The organism is Robiginitalea sp. (assembly GCF_982776155.1).
This window is the reverse complement of sequence record NZ_CEXZKX010000002.1, coordinates 103,816-130,478: the sequence shown is the minus strand read 5'-3', so window position 1 is coordinate 130,478 and position 26,663 is coordinate 103,816. Positions and strand designations below refer to the sequence as shown.

The 26,663-nt window shown below is 51.5% G+C and carries 33 protein-coding genes; 6 read left to right on the top strand and 27 right to left on the bottom strand.

The genetic code is table 11. From position 1 onward, the window contains the following. The 9 genes from AC3DKS_RS04130 to AC3DKS_RS04090 form a co-directional block, all read right to left on the bottom strand. On the bottom strand, positions 1-984 hold the full coding sequence (locus tag AC3DKS_RS04130; RefSeq protein WP_474730837.1) for a hypothetical protein: 984 nt from the start codon (positions 982-984) through the stop codon (positions 1-3). Further along, the gene (locus AC3DKS_RS04125) at positions 984-4,340 is read right to left on the bottom strand and encodes a coiled-coil domain-containing protein (RefSeq protein ID WP_474730835.1); all 3,357 of its coding nucleotides are present in this window, start codon (positions 4,338-4,340) and stop codon (positions 984-986) included. The genes AC3DKS_RS04130 and AC3DKS_RS04125 overlap by 1 nt, the downstream gene beginning before the upstream one ends. A gap of 220 nt (positions 4,341-4,560) precedes the next feature. Beyond that, complete coding sequence (locus AC3DKS_RS04120; RefSeq protein ID WP_474730832.1) at positions 4,561-5,070, bottom strand: hypothetical protein; 510 nt, start codon at positions 5,068-5,070, stop codon at positions 4,561-4,563. 1 nt (position 5,071) lies between these two features. Continuing rightward, complete coding sequence (locus tag AC3DKS_RS04115; protein ID WP_474730829.1) at positions 5,072-5,593, bottom strand: hypothetical protein; 522 nt, start codon at positions 5,591-5,593, stop codon at positions 5,072-5,074. Between the two features lie 32 nt (positions 5,594-5,625). Further along, positions 5,626-6,243, bottom strand: a complete 618-nt coding sequence (locus AC3DKS_RS04110) for a hypothetical protein (protein ID WP_474730826.1) — start codon at positions 6,241-6,243, stop codon at positions 5,626-5,628. Positions 6,244-6,265: 22 nt separating this feature from the next. Beyond that, positions 6,266-6,586, bottom strand: coding sequence for a hypothetical protein (locus AC3DKS_RS04105; protein ID WP_474730824.1), 321 nt, complete (start codon positions 6,584-6,586; stop codon positions 6,266-6,268). 203 nt (positions 6,587-6,789) lie between these two features. Further along, positions 6,790-7,179 carry a M15 family metallopeptidase gene (locus tag AC3DKS_RS04100; protein ID WP_474730821.1) on the bottom strand — a complete coding sequence of 130 codons (390 nt, stop codon included), beginning with the start codon at positions 7,177-7,179 and terminating at the stop codon, positions 6,790-6,792. 93 nt (positions 7,180-7,272) lie between these two features. Beyond that, entirely contained in the window at positions 7,273-8,391 is a 1,119-nt protein-coding gene (locus AC3DKS_RS04095) for a hypothetical protein (RefSeq protein ID WP_474730819.1), read from the bottom strand. A gap of 65 nt (positions 8,392-8,456) precedes the next feature. Next, on the bottom strand, positions 8,457-9,452 hold the full coding sequence (locus AC3DKS_RS04090) for a phage protease (RefSeq protein ID WP_474730816.1): 996 nt from the start codon (positions 9,450-9,452) through the stop codon (positions 8,457-8,459). A 175-nt stretch (positions 9,453-9,627) separates the two neighbouring features. Here AC3DKS_RS04090 and AC3DKS_RS04085 point away from each other — a divergent pair, with 175 nt between their 5' ends. The 6 genes from AC3DKS_RS04085 to AC3DKS_RS04060 all read left to right on the top strand — a co-directional run bounded on the left by AC3DKS_RS04085 (position 9,628) and on the right by AC3DKS_RS04060 (position 15,782). Continuing rightward, the gene (locus AC3DKS_RS04085) at positions 9,628-10,080 is read left to right on the top strand and encodes a YfeC-like transcriptional regulator (RefSeq protein WP_474730814.1); all 453 of its coding nucleotides are present in this window, start codon (positions 9,628-9,630) and stop codon (positions 10,078-10,080) included. Beyond that, entirely contained in the window at positions 10,081-11,586 is a 1,506-nt protein-coding gene (locus AC3DKS_RS04080; protein ID WP_474730813.1) for a hypothetical protein, read from the top strand. 1 nt (position 11,587) lies between these two features. Beyond that, a complete protein-coding gene (locus AC3DKS_RS04075; protein WP_474730810.1) occupies positions 11,588-12,001 on the top strand; it encodes a phage protein Gp36 family protein in 414 nt (137 codons plus the stop codon). A gap of 19 nt (positions 12,002-12,020) precedes the next feature. After that, positions 12,021-14,702, top strand: coding sequence for a phage portal protein family protein (locus AC3DKS_RS04070; protein ID WP_474730808.1), 2,682 nt, complete (start codon positions 12,021-12,023; stop codon positions 14,700-14,702). Positions 14,703-14,838: 136 nt separating this feature from the next. Then, positions 14,839-15,354: a phage virion morphogenesis family protein gene (locus AC3DKS_RS04065; protein WP_474730807.1), complete on the top strand. Its 516-nt coding sequence runs from the start codon at positions 14,839-14,841 to the stop codon at positions 15,352-15,354. Next, positions 15,351-15,782: a hypothetical protein gene (locus tag AC3DKS_RS04060; RefSeq protein WP_474730805.1), complete on the top strand. Its 432-nt coding sequence runs from the start codon at positions 15,351-15,353 to the stop codon at positions 15,780-15,782. The genes AC3DKS_RS04065 and AC3DKS_RS04060 overlap by 4 nt, the downstream gene beginning before the upstream one ends. Here the strand turns inward: AC3DKS_RS04060 and AC3DKS_RS04055 are convergent. From AC3DKS_RS04055 to AC3DKS_RS03970, 18 genes are all read right to left on the bottom strand, one after another. Further along, the gene (locus AC3DKS_RS04055; RefSeq protein ID WP_474730801.1) at positions 15,772-16,107 is read right to left on the bottom strand and encodes a hypothetical protein; all 336 of its coding nucleotides are present in this window, start codon (positions 16,105-16,107) and stop codon (positions 15,772-15,774) included. The genes AC3DKS_RS04060 and AC3DKS_RS04055 overlap by 11 nt on opposite strands. A gap of 558 nt (positions 16,108-16,665) precedes the next feature. Further along, positions 16,666-17,154 (bottom strand): DUF1643 domain-containing protein, encoded by a 489-nt coding sequence (locus tag AC3DKS_RS04050; protein ID WP_474730798.1) that lies wholly within the window; start codon positions 17,152-17,154, stop codon positions 16,666-16,668. A 222-nt stretch (positions 17,155-17,376) separates the two neighbouring features. Then, on the bottom strand, positions 17,377-17,886 hold the full coding sequence (locus tag AC3DKS_RS04045) for a hypothetical protein (RefSeq protein ID WP_474730796.1): 510 nt from the start codon (positions 17,884-17,886) through the stop codon (positions 17,377-17,379). 9 nt (positions 17,887-17,895) lie between these two features. Then, positions 17,896-18,336, bottom strand: a complete 441-nt coding sequence (locus AC3DKS_RS04040; RefSeq protein WP_474730794.1) for a hypothetical protein — start codon at positions 18,334-18,336, stop codon at positions 17,896-17,898. Beyond that, complete coding sequence (locus AC3DKS_RS04035; protein ID WP_474730791.1) at positions 18,333-18,632, bottom strand: hypothetical protein; 300 nt, start codon at positions 18,630-18,632, stop codon at positions 18,333-18,335. Before AC3DKS_RS04035 ends, AC3DKS_RS04040 begins: the two co-directional genes overlap by 4 nt. After that, complete coding sequence (locus tag AC3DKS_RS04030; protein WP_474730789.1) at positions 18,629-18,940, bottom strand: hypothetical protein; 312 nt, start codon at positions 18,938-18,940, stop codon at positions 18,629-18,631. The genes AC3DKS_RS04035 and AC3DKS_RS04030 overlap by 4 nt, the downstream gene beginning before the upstream one ends. Next, positions 18,922-19,230 carry a hypothetical protein gene (locus tag AC3DKS_RS04025; RefSeq protein ID WP_474730786.1) on the bottom strand — a complete coding sequence of 103 codons (309 nt, stop codon included), beginning with the start codon at positions 19,228-19,230 and terminating at the stop codon, positions 18,922-18,924. Before AC3DKS_RS04025 ends, AC3DKS_RS04030 begins: the two co-directional genes overlap by 19 nt. A gap of 145 nt (positions 19,231-19,375) precedes the next feature. Beyond that, positions 19,376-19,750, bottom strand: coding sequence for a hypothetical protein (locus AC3DKS_RS04020; protein WP_474730783.1), 375 nt, complete (start codon positions 19,748-19,750; stop codon positions 19,376-19,378). Positions 19,751-19,915: 165 nt separating this feature from the next. Next, a complete protein-coding gene (locus tag AC3DKS_RS04015) occupies positions 19,916-20,215 on the bottom strand; it encodes a hypothetical protein (RefSeq protein ID WP_474730780.1) in 300 nt (99 codons plus the stop codon). A 511-nt stretch (positions 20,216-20,726) separates the two neighbouring features. Then, entirely contained in the window at positions 20,727-21,020 is a 294-nt protein-coding gene (locus AC3DKS_RS04010; RefSeq protein WP_474730778.1) for a hypothetical protein, read from the bottom strand. Next, positions 21,017-21,172 carry a hypothetical protein gene (locus tag AC3DKS_RS04005; RefSeq protein ID WP_474730775.1) on the bottom strand — a complete coding sequence of 52 codons (156 nt, stop codon included), beginning with the start codon at positions 21,170-21,172 and terminating at the stop codon, positions 21,017-21,019. Before AC3DKS_RS04005 ends, AC3DKS_RS04010 begins: the two co-directional genes overlap by 4 nt. Beyond that, a complete protein-coding gene (locus tag AC3DKS_RS04000) occupies positions 21,172-21,549 on the bottom strand; it encodes a hypothetical protein (protein ID WP_474730772.1) in 378 nt (125 codons plus the stop codon). The genes AC3DKS_RS04005 and AC3DKS_RS04000 overlap by 1 nt, the downstream gene beginning before the upstream one ends. Beyond that, positions 21,546-22,208: a DUF3164 family protein gene (locus AC3DKS_RS03995; protein ID WP_474730770.1), complete on the bottom strand. Its 663-nt coding sequence runs from the start codon at positions 22,206-22,208 to the stop codon at positions 21,546-21,548. Before AC3DKS_RS03995 ends, AC3DKS_RS04000 begins: the two co-directional genes overlap by 4 nt. A gap of 110 nt (positions 22,209-22,318) precedes the next feature. Next, positions 22,319-22,603 carry a hypothetical protein gene (locus AC3DKS_RS03990; RefSeq protein ID WP_474730768.1) on the bottom strand — a complete coding sequence of 95 codons (285 nt, stop codon included), beginning with the start codon at positions 22,601-22,603 and terminating at the stop codon, positions 22,319-22,321. Then, entirely contained in the window at positions 22,600-22,833 is a 234-nt protein-coding gene (locus tag AC3DKS_RS03985) for a hypothetical protein (protein ID WP_474730765.1), read from the bottom strand. Before AC3DKS_RS03985 ends, AC3DKS_RS03990 begins: the two co-directional genes overlap by 4 nt. A 119-nt stretch (positions 22,834-22,952) precedes the next feature. Next, complete coding sequence (locus tag AC3DKS_RS03980) at positions 22,953-23,534, bottom strand: hypothetical protein (protein ID WP_474730762.1); 582 nt, start codon at positions 23,532-23,534, stop codon at positions 22,953-22,955. A 67-nt stretch (positions 23,535-23,601) separates the two neighbouring features. Then, on the bottom strand, positions 23,602-24,657 hold the full coding sequence (locus AC3DKS_RS03975) for an AAA family ATPase (protein WP_474730759.1): 1,056 nt from the start codon (positions 24,655-24,657) through the stop codon (positions 23,602-23,604). Between the two features lie 17 nt (positions 24,658-24,674). Next, entirely contained in the window at positions 24,675-26,648 is a 1,974-nt protein-coding gene (locus tag AC3DKS_RS03970; RefSeq protein WP_488072521.1) for a hypothetical protein, read from the bottom strand. Positions 26,649-26,663 lie beyond the last annotated feature (15 nt).

Below are 26,663 nucleotides of genomic sequence, written 5' to 3'. Positions count from 1 at the left end.
TTATCCTAATTTTATGGGTTGTAGTTTATCATCAAGTATGTTATAGCCCCGGTCGTCCCAGAGCTCGAGGTACTGTTTTCGGTCGATCTGAATGAAACGCCCCTGGTCATCGAGAATCCCTTGGAGTTTATTATCCAGGAGGTACTCATTGACCAACGGAGTGCCCGCAAATGCCATGAGCAACTTCACGCGGACCTGTGCCAGGCATTGGCCGGGGGCGTTGCGAATTCGAGCAACAGTAAATCCGTCAACAGCAAAACCCTCACGTTCGGTATCGTCAATATTGATGGTTCGGGTACCAGGAGCAGCTAAAAGGGCGTGTAATCGTCCAACATTGGCTTGTAGGGAAGGCATATCAGTGGCTACAAACCAAATCACCAAGTCGATCTCCGATTGTCCGATTTTGGTCAGCTGATAACCTTCCTGGTTGTAGCTAGTGAATTCAGCCGCCTTGAGCTCCGGGCGATCATACTGCCCGGAGGTATCAGCTATGAACGCTCCAAAGGCTGAAAATGGCACATAGTCGATGTGATATTGGGCGATGGTTCGCTCCTCAGGAAGGGGATCTGCCGGTAAGGGTACCACGGGTTGCTGCAGGCGCATGGTGATTTGCGCCCAGCCCTGGCCCACATATCGGACCTGAATTTTCTCTTTGAGGTAAACCTGAAAGTCCCCCCAGTCCGTAGAAAGGGTCACCAGTTCTGTGATGCGGCCAAAATCCTCGTAGAGTTCTCTCAGCTTGAGCACCGCATCCTGCTGGTTTTCCCCCGCAAGGAGTCCATAAAAGGTTATGGTTCGTCCGGCGAAGAATATTTCATCGGCCTCCACGTATGGCTCAAGGCCTTCGTCATCCAGCCAGTCATGGAAGGTTTTGCCCAAACGCTCAGGCATATCCAAAAAACCCTCCAGAGCCACATTGGACAGTGGAGCCCTGCCAGGATGGATCCCGTAGTTTACAAGCGGTATGCCGTTGAGTTTATACATTACCTTCCTATGTCCCTGGCGCTTCCGCCTCCAGGTTTTTCCGTGTTCTTATTGATTCCCTTGAGCTCTACTACTGCCAGTTGCAGTTCAGTTACTGTTGCAGCCGTATTGGCCTCAATGCGGGCTGTGGCAGTAAGCATATCTATCATGGCACTGTAGCCCTTCTCCTCCAGGAGGAAGCGTCGTTCATCGAGCTGAAAATGCTGCTTGGTGATGTCGAATTGGCCCCGGAAGAGTCCGGTGAGTTCACTGGCTGTGGTCTCTGTAAGCTCCCTTCGGATCGCTCCCTGCAGGCCACGCTGCTGGGTACCGGTATCCAGTTCGTCGAGATCGAGTACGTCGGTCAGCTGGTTGTACCTATCCAGGGCTGCCTGTACCTGGGCATTGTAAGAGTCCCGGATTGCCTGGACTTCTCTCTCTGAGAGTTCGCCTTCACTCTCGGCAAAAGCCGCGAATTCTTCAAATAGACGCTGGAGGGGCTCCTCCAGGAGTTGATATTTGATGCTGTTGAAGATTGCCTGCTGCAGGATCCGCTCGATATCCCCGGCGAAATCTTCAAAGGAGTCATAGCCGCGCTTGAGGCCCTCGATGATACTATCGGCAATGGCGTCGCTGGTGGTACCGGTAAATAATTCATTGGCCTGGCCCTCCAGGTCACCCAAAAGCCTATTGATATCTTCCCCTTCCTCGCGTAGCTGCCGCAACTGCTCGAAGAGCTCTTTGGCACGGTCCGTCAGCTGGCCACGCTCGTAGAGGCGTTCAATCTCTTCAAAGGTGAGCCCCAGAAGATCCGCATACTCATTGACCACTTTGGTCTTCCTTCCAATGCCTAAAAAGCCCCCATACTTTTCAGTCCGGCTCGAGGCGATGTACTGCTCGTTTCGGAGTTCCTGCAGGAGCAACCTTTCATCCTGGCGTAACTGTTCCTGTGCCAATTTAAGGGCTTCACGGCGGGCCTGGATGTTCTTCAGGGAAAGTTCTACCTCCTCGGCCAGTGCTATGTTACGTTCGCGCTGCAGGGCATTAAGCCTTCGCTCACCGTCTTCGGCCAGTTGTTGAAGTCGGAGTATTTCAGCTCGTGCCTTCCGGGCGCTTTCACGAGCGCGGCGACCAATTGAGAATATACCGGTAATGGCATTTATGGCAGAAGTGAACCCCCCAACAATGTCACCTGTTGAAAATTTAGTATAAGCCTGAACAGCATCGCCAGCAACTTGACCGAGTTCTCCAATTGTAGAAATGGTATCGCCCAGGCCCTGATCAAAATAGGAAACTTCATCGCCCAATCTTTGGAAGGCGTCCGAAATGGCATAAATGTCATTGGCGATTTTCTGAAGTTTATCAGAAGCATCGGAATCAATGTCCTCCTCCAGGGCGTTAATCTTCTGGTTGATTTCCTGCGCCACCTCTTCGCTGAGTTGACCAGCGGCTAAGAGGGCATTGACCATCCTTCGGGCATTCTCAACAACGGAACGGGCAGCCGTTTCGCTGAGGCCTTCCACGCCACGCATAAGGGCCTTATATTCGTCCGTCTCCTTTGCAAATGCCTCGTCCAGGGCATCCAACTCATTCTTAACCTGCTTTTTGAGTTCTTCAGCTGCAGACACAGCTCCTTCAGCCAATAGTTGATTTCGCTGGACCTGGTAATCCGACAGAATCCGATTGCGACGTTCCTCGTAGGATTGCAAGCTGGCCAGTAAATCATTGTACTTATCACGCTGGGCTCGGTTGGCGGCGGCGAGCTCCTGATCAAGCAGACGGACGCGTTCGGCCTGGGCACCAGTGGCATAATTTTCGGCTACCGCCGCGTAGCTGTCTTCATTCTCGGCAATACGTGATCGCAGGTATTCAGCATAGGTATCGAATTCTCCCAGCTGACCTTGGTACATCTCTCGGGCCTTTTCTATACCGAACTGCTTTTTGGCCTCCTCGAAGTCCTTGAAAAGGCGCTCCTGCTCCTGGAGCTCTTCCTTGAGTGCACGGGTCTGTTGTTTGAATTGCAGATCTGCTTCAGAGACGCGCTGAAGCTCCTCCAGACCAGAGAGATCGATTTGAACGTTGGCATTCTTGGGATCTTGATTGAATTCCTCCACAAGCCTTCGCACTTTGTCGAACTTGTCCCGCAGAGCCTGAAGTTCTTGCTCATCACGATCAAATTGCTTGCGGGAGTATTCCGCATCCAGGGCAGCAAGTCTTTCCAGGAGTGATTTCCGTTGTTTGAGTATTTCGGGAGAATCTGAATCACCTCCTGGGGTGAGGTCAAAGCCATAGGCTTTTGCTATTTCTGCCGCTTTACCGCTGAGTTTGGTGAAAACGTTGACGGCGTCCTCCTGAAGCTTATTCTGCTCTTCAATGAGTTCATTGATTTCTGTTTGAAGAGTTGATATCCGACCCTGGGCAGCCGTTTCTTCAATATTGGTAAAGATTCCCTGGGCCTGCTTGGAACTGCCTACTCCTTTGCGACGTGCCTCCTCAAGTTCCACTTGCTTATCGGCAATCTCTTGTTCGATTTCCAGTTGGCGCTGAGCACTTTCGGCCAGGGCTTTGGCCGCATCTGCAGAGGATTGCGCGGCTGCGGCTTTGTAGAGGGTCATCTCAATATAGGCCGGGGCATTCTTGATGAGTTCCTTTTCAGCCTGGTCCAGGGTCTCAACCTCACCGGTGGTAAGACCAAGTGTCTTGTTGTACTCCTTGAGGACGTCATCCTTATCCAATAGGCCGTCTTTTGCCAACTTAATGCTTGCCTGCAGGTCATTGACGTTCTGGATAGCCTTGATGTACTCAGTTGACTCAAAGGCTTTATTAAGAGCCTCCTGAGCCTTTTTCGTGGCATCAAGCTCATCTTTTGTTTTTACCAGATTGGATATAAGTGTAACCAGTTTTCCTCCATAGACAGTGAGAAGCGTTACCCCAAGGGTGAGGACGGTATTCCAGGAAAAGAGTCCAGAGGCTACTTGCCTCCATACGGGGATGGTGGCCTTGCCTTCAGCCGCTAGGGCAGTATTCTGAACTCGTAGGCGGGCAATTTCATCGGCCAGGATGGGAATGTTGTTTGATATGGCCAGAAAACCTGTCTGTGCGTTAAAGGCGAAGTTGGGTAGTTCCCGGGTTACCTGATTGATAGAATTCCCCAGGCTATTCCATTGGCGACCCTGACGGGCAATTGAGGCGGTGGTTTTATTCACCTCAATATCGGCATTCTTAAGGCCCCCGCTGATTTGTTGATTCACATCAGATGATACGTCCTCTGCCTCCTGAGCAATGCCCCGAAGATGCTTCTTGACCCTATCAGAATCTTTTTTGACCTGAGGTTCATTGATCAGGAATTCTACATCTATCGGATCGAATTTCTCCATCACCTGGCCTTACGGGCTTTTAAGCGTTTTGCGAGTCCTTGACCGGTATCCTCTACCACTTTTTCCTCGCCATCGGGTTTCGTTTTAAATACACTGCGGTCGGCAATCATCAGCATTATGTTGGCGCGTGACACCTTCCAGAGTATGTAATGCCAGCTCCAGCCCGTTTCTTTTACGATCTGGTAGATGACTCCCCAGGGGCTATGCATGCCGGTATGGCTTAACTCCCCTGATTTTTCGGATCGTCCTGATCCTTTTGGCCCAGATTTGGTCGGGTGATCGTCATCTGCCGTACCGATCTGGTAGTAGTCATAAAATCCTTTACTCCCCCGTAAACGAGCAGGGCTGATGCCAAGGTCATTATCTGTTGGGGAGTTGCTTTCCACCGGAGGTACCGGGCCAGAGGTCTTGTAAGGATCTTCCCGGACCAGTACCCATTCAAAATCGCTACGGCCACCGCTTTGCTGATGGACTTCCCGTGGACTTGGAGAAGGACCTGCGCCTGCTCGAAGGTGATTTTCTCCAGTTTGTCATCAGTGATCCCTGTGCTGGTGTAGTAAGCCGATACGCGCATCAAAGTGCCCATCGAGGGACACCTGAGCCTGAGCGTTATCGATTTTCGTATCCACCGGATAAACCAAGGGGCGGGAATTTTTACCTTCACGCCCCTGTGCAAAATGGTTTCTGCAGCCAGTCTTTCGACTGCAGGATTCTCACTTTTCTGACTCATCCTACACGGTAGGCTCCTTGATGTCCATCGGTGCCAGGGCGGGGAACTCAGGAGTGAGTGGCGTGAGGCTCACATCCAGGGTCCAGATGTTGTTGCGCCGGAACTGGAAGTTCTTGGCCCCTACCACCTTCGCCCGGGGAATGACCATAATGGTGCCATCGAGCAGCGTGATAGTCACATGCTTGTAGATAATTCCCTGGTTGGCGGGCTTGCTCCAGATCTTCTCCTGCCCGACGGTGTTAACCTCTCCTCCGAGGAAGAGCTTCAGACGATCAGGCGAGGTATCCATGTACTCGAAAGAGAGCGTTTCGGCCCCCGGCTCACGAAAGGCCACTTTGGGGGTGTTGTTCATCTCGGCGTAAAGGTTCGTTTCGGTACCTTCTTCTTCGGTCATGTCAAAGGTGTCCCGGAAGATATCATCGAAAATATCCACCTCGGATCCGGCCAGCGCCCCACCATTGGCCGGGTCGATATCGGCGATCACGAAAGCACTGAATCCGTATTTATACTTGGTTGCAGGCATGATTTATTGCGTTTTAATGGGTTATTGTATGGTTATACTTGCTCAGGATCGTTTACCTTCAGATCGGCCGGATCTTTCCCTCCATCACCGGACTTATTCGGATCCTCACCGCTATCGCCGGAATCCTCCTGATTGTCCTCGTTACCGGCAGCGCCAGTATCGCTAGTGGCATCCGTATCGCTTTTCTTGGTGTCGGCCCCTGCAGCAAAGTGGGCGGCAATAGCCTGCCGGTAGGCCTCCTTGGACTGTTTCCCTTCCACGGTAACCTCCAGGCGCTCGGCCAGGGCCTTAAGCAATTTGAGTTTTGTGAGGGATTCCAGGTAATTCGCCATTTCTTCCGCGCTCAAGGCATCCAAGGCCATCACCTCGGCAGACTTATTTGGCTGGGCCTCCTTTTTGGACTTGTCATCGCTTTCCTGGAAAATCGGGTCCTTCTGCTTTATCTCCTGCTCCCCGTGACGAATGTCCAGGACTTTGACCTCTTCCTTGTCTCTGCTGTGAACCTCGATTTTACCATCCTTCAAACGGGAAGCAAAGGCTTCCGCTTCGTGTTGGGTGAAAAAGGCACGGCCATCACTTGCGATGAATACCTTATCAGCTTTGGGGTTGCGGGAAAAGACGAATTCGGCTACTTTATTGATTTTGCTCATGCTAAATGGCTTTTAAATGAGTTCATAAACTGCCCGAGATTATCCGGCCGGGCAGCTTTCGTATGTATAGAAATGCCAGGAGAAAAGTCCCCACGACAAATACAATTCCCAGATAGAGAAAGGGCTTCATCCACCCGGGTATTTCCTTCTCCACCACCGTCTGAGTGGTGTCGGTCCGGGTTTCCTTCTCCCGGTAGAATTCGATGATTTCTTTGTATAGAGTAACGGCCGCTTTGAGCTCCTCGCACTCGCATTTGGCATCGATCTGATTGCCATTCCTGGAGAGTGATAGGGTAGCCCCACCGGAGGTTTTCGTTGTGGGCTTTGGTCCCAGTCGATCCAAAACCTCGGACAGACTCACTGAGTCCTTCGGACGGGCTGTAAGCACCGTATCCTTCGCCTCCATCCGGGTGCTGACTGAATCCCTTTGAGTTGTTGTAGTTTGCGTGACTGGGGGTAGGTTGCTGGCACTCTTGCAAGAGGCTAACCCCAAGGATAATGATAGCAGCAAATACCAGGTTTTCGATAAGTATTCTGACATGGGGGTTAATCTTGCATTTCATAGTGCGGTACATCTAGCTGGTGTGAAGGGAAGTTCCCGCCCCACCGGTTATCTTCGTGCAAGGACTCCCAGTAATCGCCCAGGGCCTGCAAGTCTTCTTTTCGCCAGGTGAGATCTTTGCCACCATTGATAAAGTGGTTCAGATCGATTGCCAGGCGTTTGTGATGCTGGCTATCCATGGTCCAGCTCCGTTTGCGGGTCTGCTCAAGACGAATCTGATCATCGAAAGTCAGCCCGTAGTAGTATAGGATTTGCTGATCCTTGGAGCGCCAAGCTTCCCCGAATGTGACACCGATATCGAGGGCAGCCCAGGCGTAGGCAATAAGCCTGGCCACGTTTTGGCTGAATATCTGTTGTCTCTCGCTCCTTTTCATACTTTGACCCCCGTAGGGAAGATCCGCTACCGCTTTGGCAGCGGATCCTTTTCTAACTAATCCAAATCCAAAGGGGTCCCCCCCTCAGGTCTTTTAGGCCGTCGGCTCTTCCCGTAAGAGGGCGATACCCTTGTAATCCGCCCGGCGGGCCCGGGAACCGGTCCGTGCCAGGAAGGAGTAGATATCTCCGTAGAACTCGGGATCCCTCAGGCGCTCGAAGGCTTCTACCCCGCCAAAGGCAAACTCAACAGCCTCCTTGTACCAGAACACGCTGGCCTCGCTGTCGGTGGCAGCGGCAGCTTCCCCGGGGGCCGCCACCGTGTCATCGCTCTTGGTTACCAGGGCGGCGCTGCGGGACATGATATTCCAGCCATTGGCCTTGTAGAGGATTCCCTTGCGGCGCTCCTCCTCGGTAACATTCTGGGAGTAGGTAGCCGTCACAATGCTATCGGCCGGGAACATCTCGGCCAGGGCTGTCGGCGAAAGCAGGCAATACATCATGCCATCCAACCAGCGGTCTTCCTGCATGAACTTGGTCTGCATACGCTGCAGATCGTTGCGAGTATATGCTTTCCGGTTGCCGGTTGCTCCCGGGGCTACTCCTGCCCGGGCGGCACCTGTGGTATAGACCAGGTTACCTACGGGGATGGCACTGGCAGAATAGGCTCCCACGTTCGGGGAGTTGGTCCAGTTGTACAGGGTCCAGTTGGCAATAACCTGCCGGATTTTGGCAACATCCTCGGAGAGGACACTCTGTCGTTTGTCATACGACAATTCCTTGGTATCCGCGTGCGGGATGTGAACCGGATCGGTGGTGTATTCATCCAACGGATACACGATGTCGGTATCGGTACGCTTGCGGATGGTAGCCGGTAGGGTGGTCCGGTTTTTGACAACATTGCCCGATCCTCCTGACTGCGGTATGTGGACTACTTTCGAGTTAATAACATTGTCATCCGCATTGTGGGAGGCCCGTAGGAATTCGTTGTTCTTGAATATCTCCTCCTCGATGTGATTCTGCCAGATCTCTACCTGGATAGCCCGTAGGGTACCGGCAAAGTCGCCGAATGAGAAGATTGTCCCCAGGACAAATGCCGCACCGGCCGAGGCGGCCAACACACTGACGCTGGGCTCAAAGAGCAGCGTGGCCACAAAGAAGTACACCAGGGTCAGGTACAGGAAATTCAGCGGTTTGAAGGTTAAGTTTTTCATGGGTTCTCGTGCTTTTGCTATTCGCGTTTTGATTTGTGATTTATGGCAACCTGAAGGCCCAGGGGCTATCCGGCGTACTCCGTATTGAATCGGGCCTTGTACTTCTCTTTGAAGGCTTCCGGGTTCTCGCTCTTGAGCTGAACCAGCTTGCCCGCCTTGTCAAGCTCGTCCCAGGATAGCTTCAGGAGCTCAGAGTCTCCTTCTTTACCTGCCTTGGAGGCCAGGGTCTCCGCTACGCTCTTTTGTGCGGGTTTGGCGTCCAAAATAGCTTTGACGCTATCCAGATCGGACTTGCCGAGTTTGAGATAGTGCGGCTTCTCATCGGCGGTGATCTTGTGATCCTCCACGGCCTTGTCCAGAAGACTGTTCAGGGTAACAGTGGCCTGCTCCTCCCGGAGTGTCTTCAGGTTGGTTTCCGCTGTTTCTTTGGCGGTTGAGAGCTCAGTGATCTTGGCAGCCTGATCGGTGGCCAGGGTGACCAGTTTTTGCATCACCTCGGTAGGATCCATTTCGGCCCCTTCAGAAAGGGTCAACAGTTTGGCCGCTGAGGCCGATAGTTTGATTTTAGTCATGGGTTCGATTTTTGTTGTGTCAAATTGCTCGTATGCCTGGGAAAGTGTAACCATTTCCCCTTTTTCATTGTACAGCTGTACGGCCAGGGCTTCCGGGTTGCTGCCTGCATCTACAATGCTGGCCTCAATCATCCGGCTTTTGGTAAGCCAGATCTGCCCGTCAACGTTTTCCATCTCCAGGGGCAAGAGCCCGGCGCTGGCCATTCGGATCGTGCCGTTCTCAACCTTGTTGGCAATCTTCAGAGCGAAGTCGTCCGTATCATCAAATTGCGGTACTGCTGTAATGGCCGCCCCGTCGAGTTTGATCTCTGCCCAATTCCCCAGGGGCAATACTTCATCCCGGGACTCCCCACTAGGACGCTTGTGCATCCAAAGCATAATCGGGTTGTTGTTAAACAGGGAAAGGTCAATGCCCGAAGTGCGCACACGGAAGCCCTTATCATTGAGGGCTTCGGTAGTAAGGGTAAGTCGCTTGTTGCTCTTTTTCATGCACTGGGATGATCAGGGTTCCAGACAGATTTACGAGCAAAATAAAGGGCCTTTTCACGGGCTTAAAAATTCAACTTTCTGTTTATATAAAACTTTAGGTACCCGAGGTTACTTGTTTGTTTATCAATAGAAAATTGATTTTTACCCAGTACCGTTTAAGGTGCAAATTTGCCCTATGCCGACAAAGGAGAGTATTCAGCGCAAAAAGGAGTTTGCCCGCCTGCTTTACACCATGGAGGGGGTAACCACCCAGAAGGAACTGGCCGGCCGTACTGGGGTCAGTGAGCAGACCATCAGCAAATGGGTCCGGGAGGAAAATTGGAAGCAGTTCCGGGCTTCAGTGATCATCACCAAGGAGGAAGAACTCAAGCGGCTTTACAACCAGGTAGTTGAACTCAATGACGCCATTGAGCAAAAAGAACCTGGCCAGCGTTACGCCACCAGTCGGGAAGCAGACACTATTACCAAACTCACTTCTGCCATTCGCCAGCTGGAGACTGACACCTCGGTATCCGATGCCCTTTCCGTGCTGAAGGACTTTATCATTTTCGTGCGGGAAGACGATCCGAACCAGGCCCTGGAGCTCACCTCCTGGGCCGATGCCTTTGTACGAACGCTGATTAAGTAAATGGGAAGATACGAGAACAAAAAAGCCCTGATCGATTGGGAGGAGTTCGTCGAAGAGATGAACCGGCAGGCCCCGGTAAACCTTTTGGAATCCCCTTCAGAGAAACGTGCCCGCATCGCTCGATTGGAAAAGGACGATGAGGCCTGGTTCAAATACTATTTTCCGACTTACTACACCGCTGAGCCCGCTACCTTCCACAAGCGCAGTACCCGGCGGATCATGAATAACCCGGAATTCATCGAAGTGCGCGCCTGGTCTCGGGAGCTGGCCAAATCCGGACGGACCATGATGGAGGTGCTCAAGTTGGCCCTTACCGGTAAGAAGCACACCATTATCCTGACCTCCAACTCCAAGGACAATGCTGTGCGGCTGCTCACCCCTTACAAGGTGTCCCTGGAGAAGAACAACCGAATCATTCACGACTACGGCGACCAGGTCCGGCACGGTTCCTGGAGCGATGAGGAGTTTAAAACCCGCAGTGGCGTGTCCTTCCGAGCCCTGGGAAAGGGTCAGTCCCCCCGAGGATCCCGCAATGAGGCAAAGCGGCCGGACGTACTGCTGGTAGATGACTTTGATACGGATGAGGACTGCCGCAACCCGGATATCGTCAAAAAATATTGGGATTGGCTCGAGCGTGCCTTCTATGCCACCCGGTCCATCAGCAACCCACTGCTGATGATCTTCTGTGGAAACATCATTGCCGAGGACTGCACCATTACCCGGGCCATGAAAATTGCCGACCGCGCCGAGGTCATCAATATCCGGGACCGAAAAGGGAAATCTACCTGGCCGGAGAAGAACACCGAAAAGATGATCGACCGGGTTCTCTCGAAGATATCCTACAATGCGGCCCAGGGGGAGTACTTCAATAACCCGATCACCCAGGGACAGGTATTCGACCACCTGAACTACAAAAAGCTGCCGCCACTCAGCCGCTACGCCTTTTTGGTCGTCTATACGGATCCCAGCTACAAATCAGGCAAGAAAAACGACTACAAAGCCACCATTGCGGTAGGCCGGTACAAGGACGAATACCACGTGCGGTTCGTCCGGTGTGCCCAAGGTACCACCGCTCAAATGCTTGACTGGCATTACGAGGTGATCAAAGAGGTGGCCGGAAAAACGGCCCTCTTCCATTGGATTGAATGGCCTGCTATCGATGATACATTAAAGCGGGAGATTGCCAAAGCCAATCATAGGCACCGGGTCACCCTGCCGCTCAAGGCCGATGTGCGGAAAAAACCGGATAAGTTCTTCCGGATCGAATCCCTATTGGAGCCGCTAAACCGTAACGAGAAACTCTGGTTTGATAAAAAGCTGCAGGACTCTGAGCATATGCGGGTGATGGAAGCCCAGTTTCTGGCTTTATCGCCTACAAGCCGAGCCCATGATGACGGTCCGGATGCCGTGGAAGGTGGTGTATTTATTGTAAACAAAAAGACCAGCAATAACGCCCAAAAGATTCGGGTATTATCCTCTGGTTATGTAAATCCTAAACGCTGGTAATATGCTGACCCCTGATGATTTCAATACCCACCTGTACTCCGAGCTGATCACTGCGATTGGAAGGAATGAACCTGCAGTACTTCAGGCTGCTATCGATGCGGCCAAAGGTGAGGCCGAAGGCTATCTGTCCCGGTTTGATGTTCAAAGCCTGTACGCGGAAGTAGCAGCAGACCGTGATCCGGTTCTTCTAATGCGTCTGAAGGATATTGCTGCCTGGCACTTTATCAACCTGGCTAATGCGGATATAGATCTGGAGCTTCGCAAAACACGTTACGAGGAGGCCATTAAATGGCTCAAGGATGTGCAGCGCGGAATTGTATCGATGCCCGATTGGCCGCTGCCAGTAGAGGAGGATCCTTCAGACTATGACGTTCTACGAATAAGTTCCCGCACCCGCCGCGAAACCAATTATTAACCACTCAAGTACCGCTTAAATGGCAAAAAAGACCAATATATCTGGCCTGCAACCCGAGAAGAACCCTGCCGGGGAGCCTATGCAGATTATCCTGCAGAAGATCGATGTGCGCAAACCCATGCGCACCGAACAGGATATTCCCAAATGGCGGCAGGCGCTACGTTCTGCCGAAGGAATCAACCCCAGGCGGCAATTGCTCTATTCTCTCTATGCCGATGTGGAGATCGATGGGCACGTGGAGAGTGTGGTAGGCAAGCGAAAGGATGCCGTCACAGGAGCGAACTGGCAGTTTGTAGACAAGGATGGGCAGGCGCTCGAGGAGATCAATGAACTTATTGACACTACTGGATTTGATGAATTGCTGCAGGAAATCGTCAATACGCGATTCTGGGGGTATTCCATCTTAGAGCCCAAATTTTGGAAAGGGGTGGATGATACCAATGAGATGAGTGCCGGACTTTTGCCACGGTACCACTACCGGGTGGAGAAGGGTATAATTTCCTATGATGCAATCGGGGACGAAGGTATCAATATTCGGGAGGGCATCTACCTGAAAACGGTTATGGAAGTGGGCAATGTCGCAGATTTGGGCCTCTACCTCAAGGCAGCCCCATATCAAATTCTCAAGCGCGGCGGTGTGGGAGACTGGGCCGCATTTATCCAGGTCTTTGGAAGTCCCCTGGTGGACGCTGTATGGGACGGGGTGGATGAAAAAGCCAAGAAGGCACTGCAGGATGCCCTTACCGGTCTGGGTCCCGGCGGCAGTATTATACGTCCTGCAGGTACGGAGGTGGAACTCAAAGAGAATCGGGCTAAAGATACCGGGGATGCCCACGGGAATTTCATGGCTTTCCTCAATCGGGAAATTTCCAAAGCACTGCTCGGTACCACCGAGACTACCGAGTCCAGCACGTCCTCCGGATACGCACAAAGCAAGACGCATGCCGATGAGGATGACTCCAAGCACGAGAACGATATCACCTACGTGCGTAAGGTGCTCAATTCCCGTTTTATCCGAATTCTCCAGGCGCATGGTTTTGATACCAAGGGCGGCCGTTTCATTGTCCAAGGTGAGACCCAGGAGCTTACCAAAAAAGAGAGTTTCGACATCCATAAATCCCTACGTAATGACCTGAAGCTGCCCATCGATGATGACTTTTTCTATGAGACCTACGATGTCCCACGCCCGGATAACTACGATGCTCTAAAACAGGAGATGGTTGCCCAGCGGCCTCCGGACCCAAATGCCCCGGAGCCTCCCGATAAAAAAAAGAAGACGAAATCGAAAAATCGCAAGGAGGAAAAGGAGGTCGAAGTAGAACTATCCAGTGAGACACCTTCCGATAGTTTTTGGCGTAAAACCCGGGATTCCCTGGTAAACGGCCTGGTCAATTTTTTCGTGAAAGCCCCGGCGGTGACGACCGGGGCGATTCCCATGGCATGTACCGATCACCGCATCAATCTGACAGCTAAGCAGCAGATAGACCAAGCCGGACTGATCCGACGTATTTTTGCCAGTAATGGTCAGGCTCAATTTGATGCAGAGCTTTTTTGGGACACCTCCCGGATCCTGATCAGCGGCTTCTACGCCGGATGGAAAAATCCCGAAACGCTCAACCTGGCCATTGATCCGAGTTTTGTCTATGGCGCAGAGGATCCCGCCCTGCTCACGGCCTTTGAGCAGAACCTGTTTCGGTTCTCTGCCGGGAAGACCCTGGCCCAGGTGCAGCGCCTCAATGAGATATTTAGGCAGTCCTCCAGTTTTGAAGAGTTCTACAACCAGGCGAGCCTGCAGATAGAGTCATACAACCGACACTGGCTTGAGAGCGAGTATACCACAGCGGTTCTTACGGGCCAGGCGTCCTCATTGTACAACCGCCTGAAAAAACAAACCGACGTCTTTCCTTATTGGCAATACCGCACGGCCGGGGACCACCTGGTTAGGCCCACCCATCAGCTGCTCGAAGGGCTGATCCTTCCGGCCAACGATTCCAGGTGGGACAAGATCTTCCCCCCCAATGGTTGGAACTGCCGGTGTACTATTCGGCCACGGATGGCCAATGAGGTGGACACCTCCAAGTTCCGGGAGATGCGAAGGCGTGCCGATGCCTACCTGGGATCCGTCCAGGGGCGCAAGGAGGCCGCTACCGGCTGGGGGGTCAACCGGGCCAAAGCCACCGAAGTGTTCACTGCCAACCAGCAATACGTGCGTAAATTCAAAGGGAAGGCCTCAAAGCGCCTGAATGCGCTCGGATTCTCGGACTACGGATTGGATAGCTATGCCAAGGCCAAAAAAGCCGCCACAGAGCCTGCAGTTCGTTTTGACGGGGATGCCAGGTTTTTCTACCGGGACCTTCAGGAGCACCAGGGCAAAAAGGCGCTTTTCGATTACAATCGGCGGCCGCTGAGTATCCAGGCGAAGGACTTCCAACGACATACCCGGGATGATCGCAAGCGACGTGCACATCGCACGGAGTGGCTCATGGCCATGGAACAGGCTATGAAGGCGCCAGATGAAGTGTGGCTTCAAGGCAGTGCCATGGAGGATATCATCTACCTGAGGTATTTCCAGGATGCGACCATCGTGGTGCGGGGTAAGATCGGACCATCGGGGATTCGCCTGGTGAGTTGGTTTGAACTGGCCGAGAAGAAGTCAACCATCAGCAAGATCCGGCGCGGGCTGTTGGTACATAAAAAATAAGCCCCTGAGGCGACCCCTGGAGCTTATACGGATTGTTTTCGTCTCGCTGTCTTTATCAGCCGTCAGAGCCCCCATCATCCGCAAGGTGCTGGCTCCTTCTTAACCGAGACTTTAGAGGTGTAAATGTAGTGATTAAATGAGTGATATCCAACGTATAAATGCCTGGTTTGATGGATTTGACCGGGAATTCTCCCAGATCATTCCCACGGTTGTGGCTGAAACGGCCACGGAGTATTTCCAGGAGCGATTTGTCACCCAGGAGTGGGACGGGATCCCCTGGCCGTCACTCTCACCAGGATACGCATCGCGCAAATCGCGGGGTCGAGGACGTATACTCACGGCCAGTGGCACCCTGCAGCGTTCCATCGCCCCAACTATTGTAACCCCAAACCGGGTTGTGATCTCAGCAGGGAACGCCCGAAGCCCATACGCTCGTGTTCACAACGAAGGCCTGAGGATCACAGGTGTGCGACAAGTGGGCGCATACACCAACAGCAATTTTATGGGGCGAGGCAAGCCGGTGAAAATACCGGCCCACCAACGGAGCGTTGATTTTAAAATGCCGCAGCGCCAGTTTATCGGTACCAGTAAATTCTTAAACCAGGCCATACGCGATCGACTGATTGCGGCCTATAACGCACGACAACGATGAAGACTATTTTCAAGGATATTTCCAACAGGCTCGACCTTGTGGCTTCCCTTCGATGGGTCGACAAAGACAAAGGACAAATGAACTTCGAGCGGCCGCCGATTCTCTTCCCGGCTGCCCTGATCACCCTGGGGGTAGCACAGGCGCAAAACCTGAACCGGACACTGCAGGCCGGTCAGCTCCAGGTGCGCATACGCCTTTGCTTCAACTATGGGGGGAATACCAGTTCGATTACTCCCCAGGCAGACCGGGACCAGTCCCTGGAGTATTACGACGTCTTGGATGAAGTGGTATCCCAGCTGCAGGGATTCTCAACTGGGGAATTCAATGCCCTGGAGCGGCGTTCTCAACAGCCGATCCCTCGTCCGGATACCCACACAGTGGAGGAGATCATTTTCACGGCCGACTTCCGGGAATCCATCACACCTTAGGAGGGGTGAGACTCCCGCTCCAATCGTACCAGGGATAACGCTTTTTGAGCTCGGAGGGGCTCACCTGATTCTCGACCATTTCGGTCACCATGCCCAATCGCTTGGTCAGGTGTTTGATGATTGTGGTGGGTGTAATGTCAAACTCCAGGGTCAGCTGGAGCAGGCAGTCGTCGTAGCGCAGGCGGCAAATATTTGAGAGGTAATAGTAGCGGCAAGCCATTTTGTCGTAAAAGCGAGACTTGAGCGAATTACGCAGGCGGCCGGGCTCAGTAATATCGATGCTGGTTTTGATCAGGTCCTTGTGGAGCGCCTTTTCTCCTTTCATTTGAATGGGAACTTAAAACGTTTCTCAATTCTACCCATACTCGTGTCATTTGATAGACATCTGGCTTGCCCTTTGGCTACAGATCTTGAGGGTTTGCAGGGAATTCCAAAAAATAATATACCGTGACCAGGATGCGTGATCTGGCTTACATCCCAAGGATACTCGTAGTAATCTTCGAAATTTATTTGTATCTCATCTGGCGGAAACCCTTGATGCTCCTTTTTGTAGGCCAAAATCTCCTTCCAAACGACATTCCTTAGATCATCAAAATAGCTTATTTGTGAACTCATTGCTTCAATATTATTTGAGATTCGAGGCGTCCAACTTGTGAAAAGCTTATCTCGTTAATCGGAATAGTTATCGTAGTTCCTCGAGGAATACTCTCCAAAATTTTAGCGCCATTTTCTATCGGGAGCACACACAGTATTTGAAGGATTTCCACCCTACTGATTTTCGCATACAGCTCAACGGTATTGTATTCTGTATTATTCTTGTAGATTTCCATGAGCCTGAAATAGCCCCGGGTTGCCCCGGGGGCATGATGGTTATTCAAATATACTATACTTGGTCATCAGTTAGCTCCCTGTTAAACGGAACCAGCCTAGTTTTATTCGGAAGGTAAAGTGGGTGTTTGGGACTGCCGTCTTGATTTTTACCTAGACACAATGCCTCTGGAAACATTGGGACAACAGTTTTTTCAATCGCCTTTGCTGCAGAAAAACTTCCCCAGGCATATACTATAGCATCCGACAGTTTTAGAGGTACTCCCCACCTTACAAAATTTTGAACTATCGCCTCATTTGAGTTATCGATATCGGTGGGTTTAGGGCTTACCGTGCTGAAGAGATTAATCATATACATGTGGCCATATTCGTGACGTTTGGCAAAGCCTATACACCTCCTTATTGTCGGATCATCCTCCCTTTCGTCTGCGGTTGAGGGATTCAGACCGATAAAGGTAATACAGGGTTCATTGGGGCATCCCCAAGATCTATATAGCCAGAATCTTTTTGTACGGTCCTCGTTAAACATGGCTTGACGAATCATAGACAGATGTTTTCCAGAATAAAAATGTGCTCGACTTCGCCTTCAGTATAGTCCTCAGGCTTATCGTTTCCGGGGTAGGATTCCACCAACTGGTAGACATCGCTGCCAGGGTATCGGGTATAATGACTTACATGCTCCGGGCAGGGCTCCTCTTTGGAGCAGCTGGCCAGTAGTAGCGCGAGAAGTAATAAGCGTTTCATCTGATAATTGAATTTATAAGGGTTATTGGGTGTAGGAAAAATAGTGCTCCAGGAACATTTCCCTTACCTGAGGGGGATGAATGTAGTTATGGCTTATCAAGGATGAATCGGGCACCACGACATTGCGCCATTCCCAGACCAACAAATACTCATCGGCATGCTTCACTAAAGCGTCAAGTGGCCAATTGAATCCGAATTTCGTAGCGATTAAATCCATAATCTTGTTTTCTGCCTTTCTGTATTCTGGAATTCGTTGCTTGACAGGACGGGGAATGTCCAAAAGGTATGCTTCCGAAGCATCATGCAACAACGCCTGTAGGCGATACTCTTCAGCAACTAGGTTGGCACAATGGATGGAGTGTTCCGCTACACTGTAGAATTGCAAAGTGTGACCAGCAAAACGTGGGATATGACATAGGGCATGAGCGATATCCTTGATGTCAATATCCTCGAGAACCATGTTAAACGGGTCCACATACCGGCCGGAAAACAGGCGAATTCTGTCTTTTTCGAAAAGGTTTTCTTTGTTCATTATTCAAGTTTAAAATTCATCTTCATATCGCCGGTGCTTCAGGTAGCGGATGGGGTCCACCTTGTTCTTCCAGGCATGCAGGCGCAGGTGATTGTTGTATTGTCGGATCCCGGCAAGGGCTTTAAAGCGATCTCCCGGGCTCATTTTCTTCCAGAAGCCTTCCGTCTCCTTCTTGCGGGTTTTCAGGCCGTATGCCTCCCAGAACGCTTCAAAAGTGACCTCCGGGTCTTGTTTATGGATCTCGAAATTCTTCTTCAGAATTGCCTGCCAAAGTTTCATTTGCTCTTCAGTAGTCGGAAAATTTGGAGACCGATAGAGCCAGTCACGCTGTTTAAAGTTGAGTTGCCCCTCGAGGATTTCAAAGGCCCTTAAAAAGCCTTTAAAGTCATACCTAAACACCAGGATGAACCCGTTTTTCCTGCTCTTAACCGTGTATGTTGTGAATGTCATCTTGGGAAGAGGGTTAGTTGTTCACCTGCGCGACAGTGGGCGTTGTAAAACTCTTTGGTTAAGACTGCAGATGTGCAGTACATGAATCCCCCAGGTTCAGCCAGGGAAAAGAATCCAGAATAATATTCAAGTATGCCGAGATCCTGCAGGCCCTTCAGTATTGTTCGCATTTTACGGTCTTTCTTGGATTTTCCTACAAGTGTTCGGATCGGACATATTTTGCTATCCAAGAAAACCAGTTTCTGATCTGATTTCTTTAGTAGATTTACAACTTGGGCTGTTAATAACTCATTCATGATAGTTTCTGATGTAATTGATCAGCCACCAGCTGGACGCGGTAGTCCCCGCCTTTGATCCGTATGACAAACCGCAGATACAGCTCGAGCTCGTGGGCCTCATGATACTTCACCTCAATTTTGAAAGGCTTGCTATTGCCTGGAAACTTGTCGATTTGTTTCTTGGCCAGTTTTCGGGCAACCCCCTCGAGGATGCATTGTTGAGCACGTCCTTCCCGGCCACCAAACACTTGGTACTCCAGACTGGATAGCGCCTGGTTTATTGCCCTGAGGCGCTCGAAAGTGAGGTCTATCTTAACTCCGTCCATTTCCGTTCAATTTTAGGCGCCTTGCGAACCGATTTCAGGGGTTTTCCCTGGATATTTTTATTCATCCCGCTTGCTACTTCAATCACCCGGACATCATCGCAGCCCCACTGATGGGCCCAGGGGGGCATCACCCGGATCCGCTGGATATGAACCTCCAGGCGGGCTATTTCCTTGCAAAGGGAGGTTTGTTGCTTCCGGGTAAGGACCACACCCTGGCCAGGATGCCGGAGGAACTTGATCAGCTGTCCTTGGGTCTGCTGAAGCCATTGAAGTTTTTCTCCGAGTGTCATGCGCAGTCAGTTATACTACAGAGTATTTTTCCGCAGGCCTTGCATCGCTCCTGGTAGGATTCACAGGTGACAATGGTACGAGTCACGATAATGGTGGCCTCATTGTGAGGGCAGAACTCCTGTAATATTTTCAGGTACCAGGGGGTCATGCCTTATGTCGAATTTTAAAAATAGAGGTGCGTTTATCAATTGTTCGGTGCAATAGGCCACCACTGAGCACATGTTCCTGCTTCCACCCTTTCAGCAGCAAGGTTTCTGTCATTTTTGGCCGATACCATTCCCTGTTTGGAGGAGCTAAAGGAAATAGGTCCCGCATCATTGTGGATTGACTATCACCATCACAACGAGAACACGTTGTGATAAAAGGGGTGGTACCGGTATCCCGATAGATATATATATCCACGTTTCCGCAGCTACTGCACATGTAGCTATTTCTTGACCCTTGTATTTCGGGGCCACGATATTCTTGCAGATTATCCATCATCTGTCGCCAGCGGCTACCAAATTCAATTTTGTCCATGGCCATTTTTTTTGATAAGTTGTAAGAAGGGTGAAACAACAATGAGAAGGGGCATCATCAAAAGGGCCACTCCGTAGAAGACTACACAGGCCAGGACCATCAGAATAGCGGATACACTTCCGATTATCAAAAAGCCGATATCGGTGGCGATTCTCTCGAGGCGATTCATGACTTGAACTTTTTTTGCACCATGGACTCCATGGCCACAATTATCCTGGAGAGCTCCAGACGGTTCATCTTCCGGAGGGCTTTTCGGACCGGACTCTTTTCACTCTGCAACCATTCCCCCAGGCGTTTGGTATCGGGTACCGGAAATGGGCGGCCGCTCATACGCTTGGTCCATCCAAGTTGATGGAGCAGGCTGGTGATGTACCTGTGTTGCGGGTTGGTCGTATCAAACCCGCCCCAGTACTCCGGGGTCTTCATCCTTTTCCGGATCTGTTTGAAATTGATGCTTGGTGTCATTGAACTTGGATTTAGTTAAAAATGCCGGTCTTTCCCGGCTGTCAGGCCTCTTTGCTAAACCCCCGAAGGGGCGGCTGCTTTCACGGTGTGACTTGGCGCTTCAGAAGGTTCAGTTTGCCAAACCGATCCTAATTACATGTTCGGTTTCCTCACACTCACCGAACTCGAACCCTCGTCTACTCACAGCCTCTCTCTGGAAGGGTTGGGCAGAGGCAAGGGATCGAACCTTGCTAAACCACACAACCACCCCACGTGCTGTGCTCTGCCAGTTGCCGGTCTTTCCCGGCGGTCACCGCTCCCTAAAACGGAGCCGTCTTTCCGGCTGTCATTCTTTCCATGCTTTAGGGCCTATGATGTTACCAGGCGGGGACCCCATTTATCACTTCAGGTCAATATTCTCAGAGGGAACTTGAAGTGCTTTAAAACATGGCTTTTTGCCCGAAGAAATCCGAGACCTTTTTGCCCCTACCTCCCTCACTGAAAGTTGCAGATGGCGAACTGCCCGATGGCGCTATCCGGGATGTTCAGCAGCAGCTCCGTGCAGGTCATCTTTGGGCACTGAAGTCTCTGCAGCATCGTTGTCACGAAAACCCACATCACCAGCAGGATGAGCATCCACCGGGCCATTGTTTTTGCTTTTTGTAATTCCATTGGATTTGAGTATTACTGTTTTTGCATCTACACGTACATATCTGGCTCCTGCGGCCAGTAAATCTTCTTCCCGCGCCTTGGCCTGCTCCAGCACCTTTTGTGCTGTCTCACGCCAGGCTTTTGGGTTGTTTCCTATCTCCGGGACGGTGCTCATTTTCCTGTTTTACGTATCCAGTCGTTGAGCGCGGCCTGCTCAGAAGGGAGTAACTCCTCCCGGCTGATCCAGTTCCCGTCACCGTCCAGGTAGACCTCCTTGCCATTTACCCAGATCGTTTTGTCTCCGTCATCGTAGATCTCTACGGCCATCAGCTCCTGTATTCAAGTTTGTAATACACATGGCCTTCGTTCTTGAAAGGCTCCCGGGTGAGTACCCACAAGCGGTAGGTGGTACCCTTGCGTCCCGGATGCGCATCCTTAACCTTGCGCACGTAGGGCCCATACTGCACGTAATATTCTCCCTTGTCCGATTTCTTGATTGTCTTCGGGGAAATACCGGTATCGGAAATGGACAGGTAAAAGGCCTTGGGGTCATGTGCATCGTCAAAGAAGCTGATTTTGTCCCCTTCCGCAAGTTTTAGTTTGTCAATGAGGTCACGACTGAAGCAAATCCTCCCATTGGCCTGCAGAGTTATATACTCGCCAGGCACGCTGCCGCTGGCTGCTATAAATCTTCTGGGTTTCATAGGCTGGAGAATTGAACGTTGATATCTTGCCATTGGCCTTTTTCATTCTTCATGTAGGCCCGGCAATAGGTGGCGGATCCCACTACGCGCTGGCAGTCGTCCAGCTTGTCGAACTCCTCAATAAGCGTCTGGTTGCCCAGCTCCCGGACCTGCTTACGTGCCTTGGCCAGCAGCTTCGGATCATACTCGCCTTTCGAGTTGCGAATCAGAATGTTATTGAGGATCTCGTAGAGTCCCTTGTTGCGACCGGCGAATTTTTCCTTGAAGATTTCCTGAATGGCCTGGATGTGTATCACGGCCTCATCGGTAAAGCTGAATCGCTCCTGACGTTCTACGGTCACCTTCAGGGTATCGTCTTCGTTTTTCAGGGTAAAGGATTTGACCTCCTTGGGCTCTTTCCCGTCGAGCTCATACATGCGCTCATAAAGCGCATTGGCATCGGATAGGGTTTGATGTTTGAGCCGGGTAAGTTCGCTCGATAGCTGGTGAAACTTACTGGTGGTCTGCACCAGGAAGTCCTCCTTGTCTTTGAGGTATTCCTTTTTGGCTCTGGCCTGGGATGCTTTGCGCTCTTTTTTGCGGCGCTCGAGCTCGGCCTGCAGCTCCTTGTCGGAGAGGCCCTCCAGGGAGGCGGGAGGGGCTTTGGTCTGGGTACTCATACGGGTAGTGTTAAGATGTTAAACTTGCTTTTTTCAGGAGTCTATCCTGGTACTTTTCCACGCCCTTTGCGAAAGGGTGTCCGGGGAAATGACGCAGCCACCGGTCCATTTCAGCGGCTCGCTTGAGCAATGCGCTCTTTGTGATCTCTGTCATACCTCTGGGCTTGATTGTCAATAAATTCTACCTTCTCGTTGAGCTCGGCCGGTATGCGGTAGGTAGGTACCGCTGTTTCATGTCCGAGCTCCTTGATCTTGGATACTGCCCGCATGCAGGCAGCCCGTTCCATGGTCAAACAAATGCGTTGGCCCACGGAAAGACCAATGTTATTATCCCGGGTATATCGATATACCCGAAGCAGCTTTTCGATTCTATCCTCCAGCTGGTATTTGTTCATAGCTGTGATCTGAGTTTATACCTGTTGGCGATAGCCTCCAGGATGGGTTTTGGGAAATAAGGGTCAATTTCTTCAGCGTACATAAGGAACAGGTCCTGGAAGTTTCCAAAGTCCTGGAGTCCGGCCTCCATGTATTCGTGGTGATCCATGTAAAAGGGCAGTTCGACCTTTCGCCGCCACTGATCGCAGAACCAGGCATGGAGCGCCTCAGAGCGAAGTAGATCCCGCATAGGCAATGCTCGACTTTCTGCGTAGTGCGAGCACCACCGCGCAAAGTAGTTTTCCCTGCAATTGTGATAATTCAGCAGGGTCACTCCCATGGCTTGACATATATGTTGGTCCTTGCGCATTATCCCAGTTTTTCCCAGTATTCTTCGGCGCGTTTTTGAAATATCACAAAGGGCTCGGTGCCTCCGTACCGGGTCTTGGCCGTGGCCCGGTACCCTTCTACCCATACTTTGACATAGGAGAGGTACTCAATTCGTTTCCCCACGCGACCCTCGGGCTTTTTCCCTTCCGCATGCCCGATGAAAATGAAAAGGGTTTCCGGGTGGTCGGCCAGCAGCTGCTCATACTCCTGAAAGCTGATACCGAATAGCTGCAGGGAATCGATAAAGACAAAGCGGGCCCGATTGCGGCGCGATAGTCTAAGGCGGAGCTCCTCGAGGTTGTCTTCCAGGAGGAGAAAAGGGCTCGGGGCATTTTCCATACCTGCCCGACGCAGAGCATTGACAAAGGAGAGGGAGTCCCCTTCTTCCAGACCGTTATACCAAACCGTTCCAAACTCGGTTAGGTACCGGGCCAGTTGGGTGGTATAGCTCGTCTTTCCGTGGCCAGAGTGTCCATAGACAAACCAAGAGCCTACTACTTCGGGCAGACCGATATGATCCTTCCAGGGGCCGCTAAAATCCAGTATGTCTCTCGTTCTCATGTACAGTTCGTTTACACAGGTACCTCGCCGCAATTTGGCCATTGTTCAATCAGGGCTTAAAAGATCATTAAGTGGCTACACAGGTTTCGTTTTCCTTGACTTTATCGGCTACTACCTTCTGCTTGTTCCACTTTTCAAATAGGTGCGGGATCCCGCGCCAATCAAACTGAGTATCGTTGATCAGCTCCAGGGCGGCATCGTAATCCTTCAGATGCTTTTTGTGGATAAATGTGTTGAGGATCTCCAGGGCCTCGGTGGCCACGCGTTCATTTTCCTCGGTGATTTTTTTCAGAGCATACACCTTGCGGTTAACCCGGCGCAGGTCTGCTTTACTGTCATCAATCACTTGTTTGATATAATCCCGATGCTCTACACCGTTGGCCATGCAAATGGCCACGACATCCTCGGAGGTTGGCGGGTGGATCTCCACATACTTGCGCCCCAGGCGCGAGTAGATTTCCTGGTACCCCTTTTTGTTAAACCGGATGCCCCGCTCGATGCGGTGTTCCAGGTGATGGGTTGCCGAGAGGACAATCCCGCAGTGATCCTCCAGGGAATTATAGAGGGTGATAAAAAAGCAAAGCACGTGATCGGGCAGTTTATCGGCCTCGTCGATAATCAGTAGGGGCTGGTGACGCTGTTTGAGTTGGTGCACCAAGGTCTCCATTAGCCGGGAGGTATTCATCCCGCTGGTTGAACGTCCGATCACACGCATGATCTCTCCGAGGAAGTATTTGCGGTCCCAGTATTCGGCGCAACGGATATAGAAAACCTCCTGGTTGTTGTAAGCGTAGTGCTCCAGGGCTTTGGTTTTGCCGGATCCGGCCGTGCCGATCATTCCAAAAACCTTGGCATCGGCTTGCGCATCACTCATCAGCTGCTGGATACGCTCAAAGGTGGCCGTTTGAACGATCACCCAATTTTTTCCGCTGATGCCGAGTTGGGATCCTACATTGCGCCACATATTGTCAGCGATCTGATCCCAAATCTCGTGTTCGATTTGGTGCAGCGTTGCCGAGGAGACATTCTTGAGGCTATTGGCAGCCTTGTTCTTGCTGCCGTACCGCTCGATGTGCCTAAGCACTGCCTGGTGGATTCGTTTTTTCTCTTGGTAAGGGATCATCGGATATTTGGATTTAGTTAAAAGTCTTGGTAGATAGACCGGTAGCTCTTCTGGGTGGTCTCCGCATTACTGACGGCCTTTTGGTGGGCACCGATCTCCGGATTGCGTTTGGTGCGGGATTTCGATTCGATTCCCTTCAAATGTGGGCTTACCAGTCCATTTTGCTCGGGAAGCAGCCCCTGGGTCTCAAGGATCTCGTCCATCCGATCCCGGCGCTCCACACGCTTCTCTTTGATCCGGTTGCCGATCTGGGCGATGTAGGAGCTCTCCCAATCCTGCTGTTCTTGTTTGCCCCTGGAGACCGTCACCTTGGTTTCAGCGGCGCTTACAAAGCGTAGGCCCATAGGCGTTTGCTCGTAGAGGTAAATGAGGCTTAGATCCTCCGGGTCGTACTTGATGTAGAATTTGCGGTCCACGTTTGCCTGGAGGAAGTCCAGGTCGGGCAGGCGGTCCTCCCCGTAGACCATGTAGGTGTGCTTCTGGCCTTTCTCGGTGAAGGATATGCCAAATGCGGTGCAGGTAACCGGTTTGGGGCGCTCGATCCAGAAAATATCAACCATTTCAAAGAGGGTGATCTCAGGAGCCTTCGGGTTTTCGCTATTATGGTACATGTCCAATCGCGGCTGTCCGGTTTTGTGGTGCGGCCTGCTGTTCCATTCCAGTCGTGCCTCGACATAGGCCTCAATGGCTTCCTCCAGGGTGGGTAGATTATGGGCGTTAGCCAGGATGAACTCCATATTGGCCTGACTCTCCTCGGCACGGGCAGTTATGTTTTGTCCCGTGAAATACCATAGGCGCTTGAGCACCTGAGACTGAAATCGTCCGAAGGCACTTTCAATGGTTTTGGACTTACCATTGTAGGGTTGAGTGCGAATGGCCAGGCGGGAGACTTTGGTAAGGAAATTACCGGCCTGGAGCTTCTTGTGTCCGCCCTGGTTGTCCATCCGGATCTCATAGGGCCGGTGACCGGCATTCTTAACAGCCATTTTATAGGCAAAATATTGCGCCTCAAAATCCTCTGTTGGACTCACATGGTAGCCTAGTAGTACCTCGCTGTAGGCATCCATCACTTCGTATACCTGGCAGGTGGACATCTTGCCCTTTTCGTCCTGGAAGTAAAGGTTTAACTTGGTGCCGTCGCTGTACCAAAGCGAGTCGCGCATCGAGGGCAGACTGGTAGAATGCTGGTAGGAGTATTTCTCCTTGGCTTTGAGTTCGCCATATCTATGGCCGTACCACATAGACTTGATTTCAGGGGAATAGAGGTAGTTGTAGAGGGTTTTCTCCTCTTTGATCGCTTTAAGGCCCTCCATGATGGCGTATTCGTTGTACTGGTCTAGCAGCTGCGGTAGCGAGGCCACCTTTTGAACGTGCTGAGCCCATTGTGCCAGCACCCACTGTTTGGCCTTATCGCAGAGTTTCTCACTGTTCTTGTGTCCATGCCCGCCGTGGATAAGTGACTCATATCCATGTTTTACAAAGGCGCGATACTTGCGTTGCAGGCTGCGGTAGTTTTTCGGCAAAGAGTGCGGCCAGGTGTGGCGGGGCAGTTGGTGAATGATCTCGGCTAGGCTCTTCCATGTCTTTGTCAAACCTCCGGATCCAAGAGTTCGAGTGCGAAGGATCCGATCATTGATAAGCCGGCGGGCACCGCCCAAAATAGCCGCTTCAACAGCATAACGATGTTGAATGTCCTCAGGAATAGCGGTCCCGTTTTCCAGCGTGTAATTGGCATAGAATTCGATGGCTTTAGGATCCCGCTCCAGAAAGTCCATGACTTTGATTCCATAGGACCGGTCGACCGGATCCCCGTACTTTTCAATGATTTCATCCCGGTATTTGTTGGGCAGGCTGACCCATGCGATCAGCGCAGGTTTTCGTCCGAATCCTTTACGAAGGACTTGAAAAGGGCCACGACGGACATAGTTGTCGTAGTTGACCTTGCTCATCACTTTGGCTTCGCGATAGAGCCATCCCCCATGAACACACAATGTATTTTCGTAGGT